The sequence below is a fragment of the Microcoleus vaginatus PCC 9802 genome, assembly GCA_022701275.1.
GTDB lineage: Bacteria > Cyanobacteriota > Cyanobacteriia > Cyanobacteriales > Microcoleaceae > Microcoleus > Microcoleus vaginatus_A.
The window spans coordinates 2,804,326-2,822,730 of the sequence record CP031740.1; the positions used below are offsets into that span (position 1 = coordinate 2,804,326).

Genomic DNA, 18,405 nt, shown 5'->3' on the forward strand with positions numbered 1-18,405 from the left:
GCTAAATGTTTTGTTGAAGATTTACCGGATTTGAGGGAGGGAGAAACGTAAAAGGAAGGTAAACCAGTGAGAGACTTACTCGCAACTGGCCTCCAATCTAAAAACTGTCCCCTCCTTTCGGAAATCTGTTTCTGAGGAGGTGTAGTTTAAATCAAGAGAAGCTTATAAATCAACGGGGCTAAAAAAAATGATTATTGATAACGCAATGAATACTAACAAGCCAACTTCTAATTTTTTCGGCAATGTGGGAAAAGTCGCGATGGCTCTGACTCTTCTGGCCGCCGGCATGGCATTTACAAATCCTGGGAGAGACAAATATCTAACTTATGCTTCCGGCGTACTCCAAACCGAGTTGGAAAGCACTGTGTGCAAAGATTCTCGGGTTCCGAAAGCTTTGAGCGGCATTACAGATACTTTGATCGGCAGTTGCAAGAATTTGCTGACTTCGCAGCGGGACACGATCGAAAGCTTGCTCGACAATACAACGCAGCGTCAAAATTTAGGTGTGGTCAGTATTTACACAACTGAATTAGGCAAAAAAAGCTATCAAACGGTTGGAGCTTTTGGTAACTTTGTGACGCTGCCACCTAGTTCGGAAAATGCTCAAAATTAGAGTCAAATTAAGTTCAATTGTTGAAACCGGGTTTTGTAGAAAGCCCGGTTTTTGCTTACGTAATTCTCTCTCAGTTAATCTCAATAAATTCGGAGAGCGGTAGCACATATTTTTAATGAGGCCCGCTATTAGAGACAAAATATTAAGTTTTATTAAAGAAGAAAAGTTATTGTGCCACTTAATATTAACATAAACGCTATAAAGTTTGATGTTTAACAAATAAGCAGATGGCAATGCAATTAAGTAAGGGTGAGAGATTTAATATCTCTAAAGAAGCGCCCGGTTTAAAAAAAATGGCGATCGCCCTAGGTTGGCAGGTGACAGGGGCAGGAGAAAGCTACGAGATTGATGTCTCTGCCTTTATGCTAGGTGCTGACGGCAAAATCCCTAACGATAAATATTTTATCTTTTACAATAATCTGCAATCCGGTGACAGTTCGGTACTGCAATTGATTCGGGATAAAAACAACCGAAGTCAAGAGAATAAAACGATTTACGGCGTTATCTTAAAAAGAGTTAATCCTGAAATTGAGGAAATAACTTTTGTTGTCACTATTGACGAAGCAGAAAAAATTAATGCAAATTTTAGCAATATCAAAAATGCTTTTATCAAAATTTACAATTTGGATACAGAAAACGAACTTGTTCGTTATGAATTAAAAGAGAATTTTTCGCGAGAGACTGCTGTAGAATTTGGTCGCTTGTATAGAAAGAATGGAGAGTGGAGATTTCAAGCGGTAGGAGCAGGATATCAGGCAGGATTGCAGAGTTTTGTGGATAAGTATTGCAGCTAAAATAATAATAAAATTGCTCCCATTACTCACGAGTTGGCAAGGGGAACAGCAGATGATTGGCAGTTGTCGGCTGGGGAGTTGGAGGTAGAGTCACAACCGGAAGCGGAACAGTCTCGTCTGGAGCTTTTGGTAAATTTGTTACCTTGTTACCTAGTTCTGAAAATGCTCAAAAGTAGGGTCAAATTAAGTTCAATTGTAGAAACCGCTTTGGGAGAAAGGCAGGTTTTTAATTACGTAATTGTACTTAAGTAAATATCAATAAATTTCAGATACAGGCAGCACATATTTTTAATCAAGCCCGCTATTAAAAGCAAAATATTAAGTTTTATTGAAGAGCAAAAATTATCCGGGGACTTAATATTAACATGAACACTATAAAGTTTGATGTTTAACAAATAAGCAGATGGCAATGCAATTAAGTAAGGGTGAGAGATTTAATCTTTCTAAAGAAGCGCCCGGTTTGAAAAAAATGGCGATCGCCCTCGGTTGGCAGGTGACAGAGGCAGGACAAAGCTATGAGATTGATGTCTCTGCTTTTATGCTAAGTGCTGACGGCAAACTACCTAACGATAAATATTTTATCTTTTATAATAATCTTCAATCCTGTGACGGTTCGGTACTGCAATCGATTCCTGACAAAAACAACCGAGGTCAAGAAAAGAAGACTATTTACGGCGTTATTTTAGAGAAAATTAATGCTGAAATTGAGGAAATAACTTTTGCGGTCACTATTCACGAAGCAGATAAAATAAAGGCAAATTTTAGCAATATCAAAAATAGTTTTATCAAAATTACCAATTTGGATACGGGAAGCGAACTGGTTCGCTATGAATTAAAAGAGAATTTTTCGCGAGAGACTGCTGTAGAGTTTGGTCGTTTGTATAGAAAGAATGGAGAATGGAGATTTCAGGCAGTAGGAGAAGGATATCAAGCAGGATTGCAGAGTTTGGTTGACAAGTATGACAGCGGAAATAGCAATAATATTTCTCCAATTACTCACGAGTTGGCAGCGGGAACAGCAGCAGATGATTTGCAGTTACCGGCTTGGGAGTTGGAGGTGGAGCCCGAACCGGAAGCGGAACAATCTCGTCAGACTCGAAGGGTACAGCCATCACGAATTAACAATCAAGTTAATAACTCGCGAAGCCGCAAAATACCCGCAGCTTTATTAGCAAGTTTAGGGGTTTTGATGTTGGGGGCAGGTGCAGGGATGAGCGCCTTTATGCGATCGGGAAATGAAACGCTCAAGCAAGCGCAAATACTGGTCGTTGAAACGCAGAATGCAGAGAAAGTCACGGATGTCAATTTACTCAGAAGTTTCGATAAACGACTTAAAGAAACGATCGCCAATTTAGAGAAAATTCCTAACTTACCCGGCTTTGGGTATCAACAAGCTAGAGCTGATTTGCTGCAACTGCGCCCGAGTTTGGTTCCTGTAGAGCAAAACTTACAGGCGGCAGAAAGTCTAGCAACGGCTCAAAAATTGGCGATGGAAGCTGCTGTGGTTGTGCAAAAACCGCCTCATCCGATAGAAGTTTGGCATCAGTCGCAAAGTAAATGGCAACAGGCGATCGCACTTTTAGAAGCGATCGATTCACGTACACCTGTTTATAATCTAGCTCAAAATAAGTTATCTAATTACCGGGCCAATCGCGCTCTTATCAGTCAAAGAGTGGCGATCGCTCAAAAAGCTGCAAATTTTAGCAACCAAGGTTCTTTGAAAGTTCAGAAGGGCGATGTTCCGGGGGCGATCGCCAATTTTACTCAGGCTTTAGCGCTGAATCCGAATATACCTCAAGCTTACCTCGGATTGGGAATTGCTACTGGCCAACAGGGAAACAAGCAGCAGGCAATTTACAATTACGATCGAGCGCTGCAATTTAATCCTAACTTGGCAGAAGCTTATTTCGGTCGCGGTCAAGCATACTATGAATTGGGAAACAAACAAAAGGCGATCGCCGATTACGAACAAGCTATTCGCGTTAATCCTAATTATGGTTTGGCTTATTTGGAACGAGGTGCTATTCGCTGTATGTTGGGAACTAAATCGCAAGCAGTAGCAGATTTCAACCAAGCTGGAGAACTTTTCTCAAAGCAGGGAGACGGCAAGAATTACCAATTAGCACAAAGCTTTATTAATGATTGTCAAGAACCCATTGCAGAGGCTGCAATCTGCGATTATCGAAGGAAAATAGACTCCTTCGGCCGACCCTGCGGTCGCTCTCTTAATGTTCCGATTATAATTAGAAGAAAATCGGCGATTGATGCCTCAAACTCTGACTCTACTAATATTAAAAGCAATAGCAGCGTTGAAAAAATCTCGCCTGCAAATTCTGATAGCAGCAGTACAAGAACTCGCAGCAGGCGAAGAAGCAGAAGGTAAACCGCTGTGGCATTAGTCAATATAGCAAGCGCCAAGAGGGTTAGGAGGTTGTTAATGGCTGAAACGATGGATTTTATTCCTTCTTCCTTATTCCTTATTCCTTATTCCTTCTTCCTTCTGCTATAGATGACAAAATCTGCTGGTAAGCATCGATGGTTTGCTGGGCGATCGCATCCCAGTTATAATGCTTTTTGGCATACTCTTTGCCGTTCAATCCCCGCCGTTGGCGTTCCTGTGGATTCAGAAGGGCAGATTTAATTGAATTGGCGATCGCCCCTACTTCCAAAGGCCCCACCCAACCAGCTTCTGCTTGCTGTATGTCTTCGGCAATATGTATGCGATCGGAAATGGCGACAGGTACACCCGCTGCCATCGCTTCTGCTACAGCAATGCCAAAGTTTTCGTAATAAGAAGGCAAGACAAATAAGTCGGCGTTTGTCAACAGTTCACTTTTTAAATCGCCGCTCACAAAGCCAGTTATTGTTGTGTATTGTGCTAAGATTGAATTCTGAATTTGTACTTTAATTCTTGTTTCATAACCAGCATCTTGGGGATTTGAACCCGCTAAAATAAACTTAAAATTTATTCCCGATGCCAAAATACTTTCTAATGCTGTAATTAGCAAATCAAGCCCTTTTTTAGGTTCAATTCGCGACATAAATAAGATGATTGGCACTTGAGATTCTGGCAATCTCTTAGGAAACAAACCTGCTGTCACCCCCAATGGAATCACCAGATCCAGTGGCCCAGGCATCTTGCCTGGGAAGTCCAAATCCCGTGGCACAGGCATCTTGCCTGTGCAGTTCAAACCAAATCTTTCTGAGATTTTAGCCTCTTCTTTACTTGTGAAATGAATGGCGGCCGCCCCTGCTAAATTAGGGCGTTCTAAAACTGCTGCATAAATCTGTTTTAAGCGCTTTTTTTTCTGCAAATCTGCGGGGTCAAGCATACCGCAGGGACGGATAATATACGGTAAGTGGCGATATCTAGCAATTGTAGCAGCGAGGGTAGTTACTGGTGAGAAAAGAGCGTGAATGTGGGCCAGGTCAAATTGTCGCGCATTTTCATTCAACCACTGCAATAACGAGAATGAAAATTTATATCTGCGCCAGGGATAACAGCGGAAATAAATAATCTGATAGCCGTTTTGTTGTATTGGTTGATTTAGAGGGACATCTAAGGGATGTTGACCGATATCTCCGTTAGAATCTGTGGTGATAATGGTGAGATCAATACCTCGGGAAGCGAGGGCCGCAGAAAGTCCCAGCACCATTTGACTTGGCCCGCCGTAGACGAGGGAAATCGAGGGGATAATTTGGAGAATTCGCATGGGGGATAGTTCTTTCAATCAAAATATCAACATCTCCCATGACAAATTTAATTATCTGGAAAAGGCTGCCCGTCTAGCTGTTCCGCTTCCTCTCTCTTTGTCGCTGTAATTTGGGTATTGTGAGCCATTGTCTTGGAAAATTCATACATTTCACTGGCTTTGGCTTCCGCAGCTTTCACAATTTCAAGGATTGCCAGCAGTTGGCTTTCATCTGGTAATTGTTTCATGGTAATGCTTCTAATCTCTCAATTACTTGGTCTATCATAATTCTCGCTTCAGGAGCCATACGTAGCAATGCTGCTAAATAATCTCCTGCTTTTTGAACATCTTCATCGGGCACACTAGCCATCAATACATTGCCCACAATGTGCTCTGCTTGTAAGCGAACACCTGATACGCAGAATTGAAAATTACTGATCGAAGAAAAGTATTGCATCAGTATTTCATTTTCTGGAAAAAGAGACATTGCTCTTCTAAGTGCAAAAAGTCCCTGCGTTGCTTGGCGTTCGGTCTCGTGTAGTACCTGGTAGAGTTCGTCAACCAAAGAGCGTAGGTCGGAAGGAATAGACATTTACTACAACTTTTATTTAACACTTGCATTATACTGCTAAAAGTTACAACAATTCTTTGTAAAATTCCAACAACTGCTCAGCTAAAGCTTGATTGGTATAATTGCTCATCGCTCTATGATAACCCCGATCGCCCAAATCAGCCGCCAACTGCCGCCGCTCCATCAATTGCTGCAAACACTCGCGCAAAACCCCTGCATTTCCCTCGGGGAATACTAACCCCGCATCCCCGATGACATGGGGAATTTCCCCGCAGTCGGAACCAATAACCGGAATTTTACAGGCCATCGCTTCAATTAAAACGTGACCGAATTGTTCTTTCCAGCCCACAGTGGTCAAAGTTTTGAATTTATAGCTCGTTTGCGAGGGCAATACCAAACAGTTCATTAAGTTAATGTAGGGGGGGATTTCCTCGTGGGAAACGCTTTCTACCCAGATTATTCGGTCGCTGATTCCCCATTCAATACATTTTTCGGCAAGGCGCGTCCGCAATTTTCCTTGTCCTACTAACAGCCACTTCCAAGAGCTTTTTTTCAACCCTGCCAAAGCTTCAGCTAAAGTTAACAGTCCTTTTTCTTCGACAAATCGCCCTACAAATCCTACCACAAAATCGGTCGGCTCAATGCCGAATTGACTGGATAAATCAGCGTCTTTACCAGTGCGGCGAAACAAAGTTTCATCTACTCCCAGTTGTGGCATTACTTTTACCGCACCTTGATACCCCCGCTGCCGCAAAATTTTAGCTCCATCTAGGTTGCCTGCAATAATTCCGTCGGTGTGCTGAAGATTGTAATTTTCTAAAAGTGAAACAGGCCAATTCAATTGATAAGGCAGATTCCACCAAGTAAATAGTATATTTTTGGCTTTTAATTTAAGCAGTTTATTTAATAAAATTAATTGAGCGCAAGCAAGGGATTTTGAACCTTGTTCAACTTGGATTATCTGGGGTCTAAAGTTTTGCAAAACTTTAATTAAATCCAAACCAAAGCTTAGCAATCCTTGATTATTTTGACTAAAGTTGGAGACAGGGATTACTTTAAAGGAACCCTTTTGATAAAATTCCGTTTCTATAATTTTATTTTGAACCCCTCCGGGTTTCCAACGCTGCGGCACTACAACTGTTACTTCAATATCGGGTTGTAGGCTTGCTAATATCTTGAATTTTTCCCGGTTAATGTCCACAATATAGGTGTGACTGGCAACGAGAATTCTCATTTAGGGAAAGGGGGAAGGAATAGGGAATTATTCAGCGTTAATGTTGTCTTGATGGCTGTAAATTTGTCCATCATTCCACAGAGATTGAATTAGTGTATTTATAGCACTGAGAAAACCAAACATATAAAAAGCAAATCTAGTTATAATTTTAATGGGCGAGTGGCTTTTATAACAAGGCGGATTTCCCAAAACGTGGCAATCAAAGAGTTTGGCAAAAAATCGCAGGCATTGAAAGGCTGTTAAATTTTTCAATCCCATTAGAAAGTGATTGTGATAAAATGTGATTTGATATTCGAGCGATCGCGTGCTGACATCGTGACATCCGCCGCTCTCTTCCCCCAAGTGAACTAAACACGCATTGGGATCGTACCAAATTTTCATGCCCGTCGATCGCAATCTCAAACAAAAATCCGACTCCTCCCGCACTGCACTCCCTGCAAACCGCTCGTCAAACCTCAGCCCCCATTCAGCAAAAACCTGCCGGCGAAATGACATATTGCAGCCTCTAGCCGAGAGCACCTGCTGCGGTTTGACTGTATGCACCAAATCGATAAAATACCAGGCAATGCCCGCATCCATCGCTTCTGAGGGCAAATATTCGATCGCCAAATCCCCCCCAGAATTATCTAGTTTCATTCTGTCAAAAACCCGACCCGCCACACATCCCACATCGGGTTTTTCTAAATAGTTGTCAGCGTGAGCAGCCAAAAAACCCTCTGGCAATTGTACATCATCATCAATAAATAAAATAATCTCTCCACCTGCGCGTCGCACTGCATAATTTCGAGCAGCCGGCAAACTTGCCCAATCTACCCGAAACCACCGAATTTTGCCAGCATTTGCCAATTCCTCTAAATAAACTTGAGTTTCTGATTGGTGGGTGCGAGTTTGATCGATTACCAGCACTTCAAAATTCGGGTAATTTTGCCGAATCACCTCAGCCAATGTCTCTCGCAGAGGTTGCTCGCGGTTGTATGTGGGTATCACAACAGAAATCATCATGTGCAGTTGCCACTTTCCTTATTTCTCTACACGCCAAAGCCAGACATCACCCGGTTTGTAAATTGGTGTGATTTTATATTTTTGCACTTTTTCTAGTTCAAAGTGCAATGCTTCTGTAGCTCGGTAGAGAAATACATCGCTAAAACCATCAGGAATTTTTACTTGTTCGGGTTTAACTGCCAGCAAAAGCTGTACTTGCGGCTTCAGGAGATAGCTGACAGACAGTATTTTTCCTGTGATGTTGTTGCCTCCGTGAGTTATTACTAAAGGTTTTTCCGCTTGATTGACAATCGCCGCTAGTTGCGGATTATATTTAGTGCTAGAAGGATACTTGTTCCACCAAAGTTGCGACTGTGAGCTGACCCCACAAGAAACTATTCCACTCGATATTAGCGCTATTAAACCGAGCTGCCACAGCTTTTGTTGTCGGGGATTGGTGGCGACTGCAATTTTAGCGGTGAATAGATAGGCAACAGCTATCTGGATTGCTAAAATATAGGGAACCAGATAGCGAGCGGCAACGCCTCGCACTGCTATCAATACTATCGCTGTAATTCCGATCGCTGTCAATACAAACAGCCAAACTCGTTTGGGAGTTGAGTGGCAGAGCGAGTATATTGAATGTGCGATCGCTAACAGCAATACGGCCACTACAATCAGTCTGATTAAATCTGTAGCAATATTGCTCGAACCAAATTTGATAATTCCGCCCGCCGAATGCGTGTCGATAAACATTCGGCAGGTGATGAGAGTTAAAGGTTTAAGTGAAGACATCAAAGGCATGAAAAAGCGGGGAAAGCCTAGTGTTGCCTCAATTTTTTCCGAGTTATAAAGTAAGATCCAAATCCAAGGAGCAAAAATAATTATTGCTGCCGCTAAAGCTAGTAAATAAGCAATTAATGTTTTACTAAAACGCCAATTTTCTGTGATAATTACATAGATGCCGTGGGCGCATACTACTAAAAAAAATAATAAACTAGAATAAAGTCCAAAAGTCAGGGCGATCGCATAAATAGACCAAACAGTCTTACTCAATTTAGATGTTTTCGGAGAATTTTGTAGGGCGATCGCCCGCAACAGAATTGCATTCGACAGAAAGACGAGGACTGCAAACATCATGTAGGGTCTTGCCTCTTGCGCGTATAAGACGTGAAAGGGTGAAACAGCAACGATTGTAACAGCCATCCATCCCACAGACGCAGAGCCAAATAATTCCCAGCACAGCCAATAAATGCTGGGGAAAACTAACAAACTAATCAAAGCTGAAAGACTTCTGACAGTCGCCACTTGCGGGCCGAACAACTGCACCCAAAACCGGGCTAAAATAAAATACAACGGCGATAGTTGGGGTTCTTCTGTAGCTAAACCTTTAACAGTATCCCACCAAGTTTTTTCGGGATTTATCTGCTGGTATTTCCGCTGCAAATCTGCGGCGCTAATTGTTTTGCCTTGAAAATCTTGCTGCACCATTTCCGTCCAAGTGTAGCCAGAAATTCGCAGCGAGGTAATAGATTCGTCGAACGAGTAGACTTTGCGATCCAGGTTAGTAAAGCGAAAAAATATCCCCGTTATTAATAGGACGACAATTAAAAATTTTAACGAAATTAGATGCAGCCGCCCATTTTGAATTGATTTGGTGTTCATACAATCAGAAATGGGGAAATGAAGAAAGAAGGATTTAGTTATTTAGGAGAGAGGGAATAAGCAAGAGGGAATAAAGAATGAGAAATTGGTTTCAATAGCCCCTATATTTATCTAGAGGCTTCTTCCTTCTTCCTTCTTCCTTCTTCCTTCTTCCTTCTTCCTTCTTCCTCCAGATTAATTCCCCATTTCCATCAGATAGCTATGTGTTGCTGAACGGCTAAAACTAAATTTTCAGTCCAGAAATTAGCCAATTCGGCGCTGGCAGCTTCCACCATAACTCGAATTAGCGGTTCAGTGCCAGAAGCGCGAACCAAAACCCGTCCCTGTTCGCCCATTGCTGTTGTAGCACGTTCGATCGCATTTTGCATTGCCTCGCACTCGTGCCATTTCAGGCGTTTTTCGCGATCGTCCACCCGAATATTTCGCAGCAACTGCGGATAAGTTTGGAAACTGCCACTTACCAATTGTGCCAAAGATTGCCCGGACTGGCGCACCAGCGAAGCCAAATGCAAAGCTGTCAGCAAACCGTCGCCGCTGACACCGTAATGCGGACAAAGAATGTGGCCCGACTGTTCGCCGCCCAACATCGCACCGGTGCGCTGCATTTCAGCGTGAACGTACTGATCTCCCACGTCGGTTCTAGTTAGTTTGCCCCCCAATTCTTCCCAAGCTCGCTCGAAGCCGAGGTTAGCCATTACAGTAGAAATAATTAAATTGGAGGGTAACTGTTGGGAGTCGCGCAACTGTCGGCCCCACAGATAAAGAATGTAATCGCCGTCAATCGTTCGACCTTGGTTGTCAACACACAAAACTCGATCGGCATCGCCGTCAAAAGCAAATCCCAAATCGGCATTGTGTTCCAAAACTGCCGCTTGCAAACTGTCTAGATGAGTAGAACCGCAGTTAACATTAATGCGAGATCCATCAGGAGAGTCGTGCAAACAGATCACATCCGCCCCCATTTGCGCGAACACCGCCGGCCCCAAACCCGCGGCCGCCCCCCAAGCCAAATCCAAAACAATCCGCATTCCCTCCAAATTCATCTGTTGCAGCGAATCACAGAGCGAAGTGGCATAATCTTTAACCAACTCAGACCGATGGTAGTGGTGTCCCCAACCCAAGCTAGCAACCGGAACCTTTGCCCCCCGGATTCCCGCTTCGATTTGTTCCTGCAACTGCTGCGACAGCTTTGAGCCGTTTGAGTCAAAAAACTTAATGCCGTTGTCTTCTGGGGGATTGTGAGAAGCCGAAATCATCACTCCGCCAACCGACTCCGAAACGCTTGCCAGATAAGCAACGCAGGGAGTGGGACACAATCCCAAATTCCACACTTCCAAACCGGCGGCCGTCAAACCTGCTGACAGTGCCATTGCCAGCATATCGCTGGAATTCCTGCTGTCTTGCCCCAAAATCACAGGCCCCTGGTTGGGGGAATGTTGCCGTAGAACTTGTCCAGCCCAGAAGCCCACTTGCAGGGCTAGGGGTGCATTCAGCAATTCTCCAACTTTCCCGCGAATGCCGTCTGTGCCGAAGAGTTTGGTATTTGGCAGGGAGAGGCTATTTCCCAGCAGAATCGTATCCAGTTTGGCTGGCTGTACCGAGTTAACAGCCGGAAACTCGCTGCCACGAGGGCGCGAAGGTGTCTGAACCATATTCACTCCTTTAGGAATATTCACACTCACACTTTGGGTTCATGTTACAACTGAAAGTCTTTATTTTCAGCGTAAACTCCATTTATTTCGTCGATTGCTCAAGCAACTTGCTGTGACAACCTACGCACAAAGCTTAACTTCATCGGAAAAATTTGTATTGTACCCAAGGGAAAAACTTTTAGTCCCGGGCGCGCCAACGCCATGAAACCCGGTTTCTTTCTGCGTCGAGGAATGACGCTGCTGCTGTTTGAGCCTGTCAGGCACTGCGTGTGTAGAAGGTTAATGCTGTATTGCCGTAGACTTTGTGGCGGCAAATTTCTAGGCCGGAAATCGCTTGTGCCGATCGCTCCGGGCTGTGTTCGATCGCGATTTCGCCGTTTGGTGCTAGCATTTCTTGGCTGGCGATCGTGTTTAACACAGGTTCGTACAAGTCGCTGGCGTAGGGCGGATCGAAGTAAATGCGATCGAACTGCTGCCCCGCTAGTGTTGCCAACTTCGCCGTCGCGTTTCCCCGCAGTATTTGGAATGTTTGGGACGAGTCTGCTACTTGCTCCCAGTTTTCGCGGATAATCGCACAAGCTTTCGCCGACTGTTCGATGCCAGTGACACTCGCGGCTTGACGACACAAAGCTTCTGCACCCATCGAACCGCTGCCGGTACAAATGTCAAGCCATCTGCAATCTGCGATCGTCCCTTGCCAAATATTAAATAAAGCTTCTCTGACTCGCGAAGGTGTAGGGCGAGTTGCGAGTCCCGGCAGAGTTTTTATTTGGCGGTTGCCACAGATTCTCAGGCTCATTTAGGAAGAAGGAAGAAGGAAGAAGGAAGAAGGAAGAAGGAAGAAGGAAGAAGGAAGAAGGAAGAAGGAAGAAGGAAGAAGGAAGAAGGAAGAAGACTTTTAAAAATGTCAAACCCGGTTTCGGCAATCTACCGGGTTTTTCCAGACTCATGCCACCTAAGCGGGTACTTTTTCCCTCACCAGACTGACAAAATTTGACAGCATTTGCAATCCCGTACTCGAAGACTTTTCCGGGTGAAATTGCACGGCCATCAAATTGTCTTTAGCTATAGCCGCCGTCACGTTTTGACTGCCGTGACTCACCATTGCCGATCGCACTTCCCAATCAACCGGATCGACATAATAAGAATGCACGAAATAAACCCAAGGATCAGACGGTAAATTTTGCCACAGCGGCAAATTCTGCTGAGTAAGTTCCAATTGATTCCATCCCATGTGCGGAATTGTCAAACCCGGTTCCGACCGAAATCGGCGCACTTTTCCCGCAATAACGCCCAATCCCGGTTCTACGCCTTCTTCGGAACTTTCAAACAGAATTTGCAAACCCAAACAAATGCCTAAAAAAGGTTTTCCCGAGGCGATCGCACTTTTTATCGGTTCTATCAAATTGCGCGATCTTAAATTCTGCATTGCCGGATCAAACGAACCAACTCCCGGCAAAACCACCGCATCAGCCTGCTCGATTATAGCAGGAGAATCTGTAATTTTTGGCACTGCACCCACATTTTCCAAGCCTTTACAGACTGAGTGCAGATTGCCCATGTCATAGTCTACTACTGCAATGACAGACATTGACTTACTTGCCTTATATTATCAATATCAGTATTATTGCACAAATATGACGGCGAAAATCCTGCTAACCTCATTTGATACTTGGCTTCCCTATCAGCCATCCAACTCTTCGGACGACTTATTAGCCAAGATTTCCCAAATCAAATCTTTGCCTGATTCCCTGACTTTTTTGAGGAAACTGCCAGTAGATTTTCAGCTAGCACCTAATTTAGCGATCGCCCAAATCAACCAACTCCAACCCGATACTATTATCTGCTGCGGCATGGCCGAAAGTCGGCAAAAATTAACCGTAGAATCTGGCGCTTGTTGCGATAGCGACATTCGGAAAACCGCAGTTAATCTCGAACCGCTAGTTGCTGATTTAGCTGCCACAGAAATCAGTCACGAAGCCGGAAAATTTGTATGCGAAGCCCTATATTATGCGGTTTTAAAACATATTTGCGATTCTCAAATAGCCGCTAAATGTATTTTCATCCACGTACCAATTTTAACTCCCGACAACGCTGACAGAATTGTCGCCGATTTTTTATTAGTTATGGAACGCCTAACTCTCGCAAGTAATAAATAGGTCGCTCTAATTCAACTTAAAAATTTGTTTAGTATTCAGAAACCCGGACTTTTAAAGAAACCGGGTTTCTCAGTGTTAGTTTTTTTTACTAACAACTGCCAACTGCCAAGTCTTTAGCCGCCGTAATTCCAACCCGTGCTTTCTAGCAGCAACGGATTGCCTTCTCGGTGGACGCCGGCTGCCAAAACTTCTCCCACATAAACCGTGTGATCCCCGTGTTCCACAGCACCGACAACTTTGCACTCGACGTAACCGAGAGAATCCGAGATAATCGGACAACCAGTTTCCGCGCCGGGATAAAATTCTACATCCTCAAATTTATTGCCAACGCGGCGCTGCTGCTTGAAGAATTTCTGGGCTAACTCTTTTTGCCCTGCTTCTAGGAAACTCAAAGCAAAGACACCGCTGGCTTTGATCATGCCGTGGGATTTGGAGTCTTGCTTGACGCAGTTGACAACTAAGGGAGGGGTAAAGGAAGATTGCATCACCCAGCTAGCGGTGAAACCGTTGACTTCCTCCCCGTCTTTGACACCGCAGATGTACAATCCGTGAGGGATTTTCCGCAAGATGGTCTTTTTAGCTTGTTCGTCTAGCACGGGCTTACCTGTTCGATCGATAATTCTACACCGCCCAGTTTACCAATGTCGCGCCCCCAAACCCAACTGTCTTAAGGGCTATTCGCTAATATTGCCTTTTTCGATCCCAAACTTGACACCTGTTTTAAGTCAAAATTAACAACTCACAACTACTATGAAACTCCATACTTTTTAAACCAATCTTGCATCCGTTTCCAAGCATCCTCAGCTTCTTTTTCCCGGTAACTGGGGCGATAGTCGGCGTTAAAACCGTGCGGCGCATCTGGATAAAGCACAATTTCGGAACCGCTGCTGCCAGTTTTGAGAACTTGCTGCATTTTCTCGACTGTATCGTTGGGAATTGACTGGTCTTTGCCACCGTAAAGACCCAATACGGGCACTTTCAAACTTGCTGCAATGTCGATCGGCTGTTTGGGAGTTAAATCCGTAGAATTGCCAACCACACGCCCGTACCAAGCAACTCCCGCTGTGACTTTAGGGTTGTGGGAAGAGTACAGCCAAACAATTCTGCCACCCCAGCAAAATCCTGTAATTCCCAACTTATTAGTATTGCCTTTTCCTGACTTTTGTGCCCACTCTAGGGTAGCATCTAAATCAGACATAACTTGAGCGTCAGGAACTTTCGAGACAACTTTACTAATAATTTCTTGAACCTCGGTGAGTTTAGAAACATCACCTTGACGGGCAAACATTTCTGGGGCGATCGCTAAATAACCTAATTTTGCAAAACGGCGGCAAATATCTTGAAGGTGGGCGTGAACTCCGAAGATTTCTTGAATTACTAAAATTACTGGAAAATTGCTGCCGCTGGCTGGCATGGCTCTGTATGCTGGAATTGAGCCGTCTTTTACCGGAATTTTTATCTCACCTGCTATTAAACCAGCAGCATCCGTATTGATAACGGCAGCCGCAATAGGATGAACTGCTAAGGCAAATCCGGCGCTTAATGCGGTGACAGTGATAAATTGTCTGCGAGTTAAATCAGTCATGGGGATTTTAGATTTTAGATTTTAGATTGGGGAATTGAGAATTGGGAATTGGGAATTGGTAATTGGTTATTTCATAATTGCTCCTTCTTCCCTCTTCCTTCTTCCCTCTTCCTTCTTCCTTCTTCCTTCGAGGGTCTAAAAAGCCGATCGTGCTCTGGATGGTACAAGCGCGATCGCCCTTCTGCTGATTTTCCCAACGCCGGACTAATCACATACATTGTCGTTCTGATCAAATTATTTTCGCGCGTAGCAACGGCCATTTTGTCAAGGGGAACTAGCACAATTTTTTCATCCGGCCAGCCCAACCGATAACAAATCGCTACAGGCAAATCTGATGGGTAATGTTCCATCAATTTAGCTTGAGCCTGTTCGACATGGCGAGCACTCAAATACAGGCACAAACTCGCTTGATGAGCCGCTAAACTCGCCAATTCTTCGCGTTCCGGTACTTCTGTTCTGCCGCTAATTCGCGTCAAAATAATTGTCTGCACAACTCCCGGAACTGTCAACTCAATTTTTAGTTTAGCTGCGGCAAGTTGAAAAGCGCTAATTCCCGGGATTACCTCAAAAGCAATTCCCTCGGAAGCCAAAGCTTGCATTTGTTCGCCGACAGCCCCGTAGAGACAGGGATCGCCGGAATGGAGGCGGACGACGCTTTTTCCGCCGCGCACTCGTTCCACCATCAAAGGTACAATCTCTTCGAGGGTCTTATCCGCAGTTTGGATCACTTCAGCATCCGCGCGCACCCCCTGCAAAATTTGCTCTGGGACTAAGGAATCCGCAAATAATATGACATCAGCCGCAGCCAGTAATTTTTGAGCCTTAACAGTCAACAAATCCGGGTCTCCCGGGCCTGCACCTACAATGTATACCCTTGGAATTAAGGCTTCAATCTCTGTCAAACTCATTGCTGCTAAAAAATTTGCTAAATTTACGGACTCTTCCGGATGTACCTATTTTGCTGGGAAGTAAGGGATGGTAGATGCACCCTGGTTTTGAACCCTAGAGACTAACCTCTCTGGGGTTTTTTATTGATCCTCTGGGGATTTATGAGTGATATTTGCCCGATCGCTATTTGGGGAGACAACATCGGGCAAAGGTCGATCGAGCAAATAAAGCCAAGCTAACCCACCCAAGCCTAAAACAATCCCAGTCAAGCTTACCATTTGTGCCGTCCGCAGCGGCCCCAACATCAAACTATCAGTTCGCAACCCTTCAATCCAGACTCGACCGGAACTGTAAGCTGCGATATAAACCAAAAATAAAGCACCAGTTTTTAAGCGAATTTTGCCCTGCAAATCTCGGAAAAATAAAGTCAGAAGCAACCCAAATACTGTCAAATTCCACAGAGATTCGTAGAGAAATGTGGGGTGGAAGTATTCAAAATTAGCGTAGGCGGGCGGGCGGCTGTTTGGCGGAATATAGAGTTTCCAAGGCAAATCCGTAGGACTGCCAAAAGCTTCCGAGTTAAAGAAATTTCCCCAGCGTCCGATCGCCTGACCGAGAATTGCCGAGGGCGCGATTAAATCTGCCAATTGCCAAAAAGAAACTCGCTGGATTTTCGCAAAAATTAAAGCTGCGATCGTGCCACCCAAAATCGCCCCGTGAATCGCAATTCCGCCTTTCCAAATCGCAATAATATCTTCAGGCCTCTGGGCGTATTGCTGCCACTCGAAAGCCACGTAATAAATTCGAGCACAGGGAATAGCGCCCAGAACCAGCCAAATTGCCAAATCACCCAACAATTCCGGGTTGACGCGGCGTTTTTGGGCCAAGTATTGGGACAGACTGACCCCAATCAAGACGGCAGAAGCTATCAACAGCCCGTACCAGCGGATGGCTACGGGGCCAAGTTGAAAGATAATTGGGCCGGGCGATGTAAATTGAAACGCTAAGGGCAGCGCCAGAATATTTAGCACCATAAAAGTTGCATTAATTGTGATGGAAAGCTGTCAAATTTGCATACCCTTTAACCAACTCCAGAGTTTATTTTAGGTGGCTACGGTCATTTACACGCAATATTTGGGGAATTTTACCAAAAATTAACTGGATTCTTGATTGTGCAGATTTCTGTCTTGAGTTTTCTTTGTGAGTCCACAATAAGAGCCCCCTAACCCCCCCTTTTTAAAGGGGGGAACCGGATTATTCTTAAAGTCTCCCTGATTAAGGGGGGCTAGGGGCGATCGAGACTCCGCCTTCTGCCTTCTGCATAAGTGCCTTCAGGAGGATTAACGGCAGCTTTGGTCGAGAAGTTTTAAGATAGAGGGTGGCTTTAAATTTTCTGATGACTTATGTCTCCTACTTCCGTTTCTCAGGTGTACTCTTCTGGTAATTCCAGGGGCGCGAATCAGTCTCGCAAGACTGCTGCTTTGGCTGTTGAGTCGGGTAAAATTCCGCCCTTGCTGGGGGCGAGTTTGGCTGAGTTAACGGACTGGGTGCAGCAGCAGGGACAACCAGCTTATCGGGGAAAGCAGTTGTACCAGTGGATTTATGAGAAAGGTGCGCGATCGCTCTCTGATATTTCTGTATTCTCGAAACAGTGGCGCGAGACTGTTGCTAAAATTCCGATCGGGCGATCGACCATTCATTATCGATCGGTCGCACCAGACGCCACCGTAAAATATCTCTTAAAATTGGCAGACGGTCAAATCATTGAAACAGTCGGCATTCCCACCGATAAACGGCTTACTGTCTGCGTCTCAGCCCAAGTTGGCTGCGCGATGGGCTGCGACTTTTGCGCTACCGGAAAAGGCGGTTTCAAGCGCAACTTAGAAAAACACGAAATCGTCGATCAAGTCTTGACAGTACAGCAAGATTTCGGCCGCCGAGTCAGCCACATCGTATTTATGGGCATGGGCGAACCCCTGCTGAATTTCGATAATGTTGTAGCTGCTGTCCAATGTTTGAATCAAGACGTAGGAATTGGACAGCGAAATATCACCATTTCCACAGTAGGAATTCGCAATCGCATCAGCCAACTAGCCGAACATCAACTGCAAGTTACCCTCGCCGTCAGCCTCCACGCTTCTAATCAAAGATTGCGCGAAGAGTTAATTCCTAGCGCCCGCCCTTATCCTTTGGGTGAGTTAATCGCAGAATGTCGCGAATATGTGCGATCGACTGGACGCAGATTAAGTTTTGAATACGTACTTTTAGCAGGCGTGAATGACTTGCCGGAACACGCAGCCGAGTTAGCAACTCACTTGCGCGGTTTTCAGTGTCACGTCAATTTGATTCCTTACAATCCGATTCAGGAAGCTGAATATAAGCGACCGACTCCCAATCGAATTAACAGTTTTGTATCGGTTTTGAAGGAAAAGAAAATTGCAGTTAGCGTGCGGTATTCTCGCGGCTTAGAAGCAGATGCAGCCTGCGGACAATTGCGGGCATCCGAGGTTGAGAAGTGAATTTTTAACCCCTAAAAATTGTCGTAGGGTGCGTCCGATTGCGTTATTTTAT

19 protein-coding genes are annotated in these 18,405 nt (G+C 44.7%); 6 read left to right on the forward strand and 13 right to left on the reverse strand.

Translation table 11 applies throughout. The features are described 5' to 3' along the window. Positions 1-187: 187 nt before the first annotated feature. The 4 genes from D0A34_11280 (at position 188) to D0A34_11295 (ending at position 3,790) form a co-directional block, all read left to right on the forward strand. Entirely contained in the window at positions 188-613 is a 426-nt protein-coding gene (locus D0A34_11280) for a DUF4359 domain-containing protein (GenBank protein UNU19371.1), read from the forward strand. A gap of 227 nt (positions 614-840) precedes the next feature. Beyond that, complete coding sequence (locus tag D0A34_11285) at positions 841-1,407, forward strand: TerD family protein (protein UNU19372.1); 567 nt, start codon at positions 841-843, stop codon at positions 1,405-1,407. 33 nt (positions 1,408-1,440) lie between these two features. Beyond that, the gene (locus D0A34_11290; GenBank protein UNU19373.1) at positions 1,441-1,659 is read left to right on the forward strand and encodes a hypothetical protein; all 219 of its coding nucleotides are present in this window, start codon (positions 1,441-1,443) and stop codon (positions 1,657-1,659) included. Between the two features lie 151 nt (positions 1,660-1,810). After that, the gene (locus D0A34_11295) at positions 1,811-3,790 is read left to right on the forward strand and encodes a tetratricopeptide repeat protein (GenBank protein UNU19374.1); all 1,980 of its coding nucleotides are present in this window, start codon (positions 1,811-1,813) and stop codon (positions 3,788-3,790) included. A 94-nt stretch (positions 3,791-3,884) separates the two neighbouring features. On the opposite strand, the gene D0A34_11300 is transcribed toward D0A34_11295, so the two are convergent. The 9 genes from D0A34_11300 to hisH all read right to left on the reverse strand — a co-directional run bounded on the left by D0A34_11300 (position 3,885) and on the right by hisH (position 12,793). Further along, positions 3,885-5,120: a glycosyltransferase gene (locus D0A34_11300; GenBank protein ID UNU19375.1), complete on the reverse strand. Its 1,236-nt coding sequence runs from the start codon at positions 5,118-5,120 to the stop codon at positions 3,885-3,887. A gap of 47 nt (positions 5,121-5,167) precedes the next feature. After that, entirely contained in the window at positions 5,168-5,347 is a 180-nt protein-coding gene (locus D0A34_11305) for a hypothetical protein (GenBank protein ID UNU19376.1), read from the reverse strand. After that, positions 5,344-5,691: a hypothetical protein gene (locus tag D0A34_11310; protein UNU19377.1), complete on the reverse strand. Its 348-nt coding sequence runs from the start codon at positions 5,689-5,691 to the stop codon at positions 5,344-5,346. The genes D0A34_11305 and D0A34_11310 overlap by 4 nt, the downstream gene beginning before the upstream one ends. A gap of 43 nt (positions 5,692-5,734) precedes the next feature. After that, on the reverse strand, positions 5,735-6,904 hold the full coding sequence (locus tag D0A34_11315) for a glycosyltransferase family 4 protein (protein UNU19378.1): 1,170 nt from the start codon (positions 6,902-6,904) through the stop codon (positions 5,735-5,737). A 27-nt stretch (positions 6,905-6,931) separates the two neighbouring features. Beyond that, a complete protein-coding gene (locus D0A34_11320; protein UNU19379.1) occupies positions 6,932-7,906 on the reverse strand; it encodes a glycosyltransferase in 975 nt (324 codons plus the stop codon). Positions 7,907-7,924: 18 nt separating this feature from the next. Continuing rightward, positions 7,925-9,550: a hypothetical protein gene (locus D0A34_11325; GenBank protein ID UNU19380.1), complete on the reverse strand. Its 1,626-nt coding sequence runs from the start codon at positions 9,548-9,550 to the stop codon at positions 7,925-7,927. 191 nt (positions 9,551-9,741) lie between these two features. Then, positions 9,742-11,202, reverse strand: coding sequence for a phosphoglucosamine mutase (locus D0A34_11330; GenBank protein UNU19381.1), 1,461 nt, complete (start codon positions 11,200-11,202; stop codon positions 9,742-9,744). Between the two features lie 256 nt (positions 11,203-11,458). Then, positions 11,459-12,001 carry a 16S rRNA (guanine(966)-N(2))-methyltransferase RsmD gene (rsmD, locus tag D0A34_11335; protein ID UNU19382.1) on the reverse strand — a complete coding sequence of 181 codons (543 nt, stop codon included), beginning with the start codon at positions 11,999-12,001 and terminating at the stop codon, positions 11,459-11,461. A 156-nt stretch (positions 12,002-12,157) separates the two neighbouring features. Next, entirely contained in the window at positions 12,158-12,793 is a 636-nt protein-coding gene (hisH, locus tag D0A34_11340; protein UNU19383.1) for an imidazole glycerol phosphate synthase subunit HisH, read from the reverse strand. A gap of 46 nt (positions 12,794-12,839) precedes the next feature. Between hisH and D0A34_11345 the strand changes: the two genes are divergently transcribed. Further along, positions 12,840-13,361, forward strand: a complete 522-nt coding sequence (locus D0A34_11345) for a peptidase C15 (GenBank protein ID UNU19384.1) — start codon at positions 12,840-12,842, stop codon at positions 13,359-13,361. Positions 13,362-13,474: 113 nt separating this feature from the next. Here D0A34_11345 and D0A34_11350 read toward each other — a convergent pair whose 3' ends face one another. The 4 genes from D0A34_11350 to D0A34_11365 all read right to left on the reverse strand — a co-directional run bounded on the left by D0A34_11350 (position 13,475) and on the right by D0A34_11365 (position 16,868). Next, complete coding sequence (locus tag D0A34_11350) at positions 13,475-13,957, reverse strand: flavin reductase (protein ID UNU19385.1); 483 nt, start codon at positions 13,955-13,957, stop codon at positions 13,475-13,477. Positions 13,958-14,109: 152 nt separating this feature from the next. Further along, complete coding sequence (locus tag D0A34_11355) at positions 14,110-14,946, reverse strand: dienelactone hydrolase family protein (GenBank protein UNU19386.1); 837 nt, start codon at positions 14,944-14,946, stop codon at positions 14,110-14,112. Positions 14,947-15,017: 71 nt separating this feature from the next. Beyond that, positions 15,018-15,854 carry a precorrin-4 C(11)-methyltransferase gene (gene cobM / locus D0A34_11360; GenBank protein ID UNU19387.1) on the reverse strand — a complete coding sequence of 279 codons (837 nt, stop codon included), beginning with the start codon at positions 15,852-15,854 and terminating at the stop codon, positions 15,018-15,020. Between the two features lie 120 nt (positions 15,855-15,974). Continuing rightward, positions 15,975-16,868: a prolipoprotein diacylglyceryl transferase gene (locus D0A34_11365; GenBank protein UNU19388.1), complete on the reverse strand. Its 894-nt coding sequence runs from the start codon at positions 16,866-16,868 to the stop codon at positions 15,975-15,977. Between the two features lie 369 nt (positions 16,869-17,237). Here D0A34_11365 and rlmN point away from each other — a divergent pair, with 369 nt between their 5' ends. Further along, entirely contained in the window at positions 17,238-18,353 is a 1,116-nt protein-coding gene (rlmN, locus tag D0A34_11370) for a 23S rRNA (adenine(2503)-C(2))-methyltransferase RlmN (protein ID UNU19389.1), read from the forward strand. The last annotated feature ends 52 nt before the right edge of the window (positions 18,354-18,405 follow it).

Excerpts from the sequence above, each read along its gene's own strand:
- D0A34_11295 (UNU19374.1), top strand. The coding sequence starts at position 1,811 with ATGGCAATGCAATTAAGTAAGGGTGAGAGATTTAATCTTTCTAAAGAA.
- D0A34_11355 (UNU19386.1), bottom strand. The coding sequence starts at position 14,946 with ATGACTGATTTAACTCGCAGACAATTTATCACTGTCACCGCATTAAGC.
- hisH (UNU19383.1), bottom strand. The coding sequence starts at position 12,793 with ATGTCTGTCATTGCAGTAGTAGACTATGACATGGGCAATCTGCACTCA.
- rsmD (UNU19382.1), bottom strand. The coding sequence starts at position 12,001 with ATGAGCCTGAGAATCTGTGGCAACCGCCAAATAAAAACTCTGCCGGGA.
- D0A34_11300 (UNU19375.1), bottom strand. The coding sequence starts at position 5,120 with ATGCGAATTCTCCAAATTATCCCCTCGATTTCCCTCGTCTACGGCGGG.
- D0A34_11365 (UNU19388.1), bottom strand. The coding sequence starts at position 16,868 with ATGGTGCTAAATATTCTGGCGCTGCCCTTAGCGTTTCAATTTACATCG.
- D0A34_11305 (UNU19376.1), bottom strand. The coding sequence starts at position 5,347 with ATGAAACAATTACCAGATGAAAGCCAACTGCTGGCAATCCTTGAAATT.
- D0A34_11280 (UNU19371.1), top strand. The coding sequence starts at position 188 with ATGATTATTGATAACGCAATGAATACTAACAAGCCAACTTCTAATTTT.
- D0A34_11285 (UNU19372.1), top strand. The coding sequence starts at position 841 with ATGGCAATGCAATTAAGTAAGGGTGAGAGATTTAATATCTCTAAAGAA.
- D0A34_11310 (UNU19377.1), bottom strand. The coding sequence starts at position 5,691 with ATGTCTATTCCTTCCGACCTACGCTCTTTGGTTGACGAACTCTACCAG.
- D0A34_11320 (UNU19379.1), bottom strand. The coding sequence starts at position 7,906 with ATGATGATTTCTGTTGTGATACCCACATACAACCGCGAGCAACCTCTG.
- D0A34_11325 (UNU19380.1), bottom strand. The coding sequence starts at position 9,550 with ATGAACACCAAATCAATTCAAAATGGGCGGCTGCATCTAATTTCGTTA.
- D0A34_11315 (UNU19378.1), bottom strand. The coding sequence starts at position 6,904 with ATGAGAATTCTCGTTGCCAGTCACACCTATATTGTGGACATTAACCGG.
- D0A34_11345 (UNU19384.1), top strand. The coding sequence starts at position 12,840 with ATGACGGCGAAAATCCTGCTAACCTCATTTGATACTTGGCTTCCCTAT.
- rlmN (UNU19389.1), top strand. The coding sequence starts at position 17,238 with ATGTCTCCTACTTCCGTTTCTCAGGTGTACTCTTCTGGTAATTCCAGG.
- cobM (UNU19387.1), bottom strand. The coding sequence starts at position 15,854 with ATGAGTTTGACAGAGATTGAAGCCTTAATTCCAAGGGTATACATTGTA.
- D0A34_11330 (UNU19381.1), bottom strand. The coding sequence starts at position 11,202 with ATGGTTCAGACACCTTCGCGCCCTCGTGGCAGCGAGTTTCCGGCTGTT.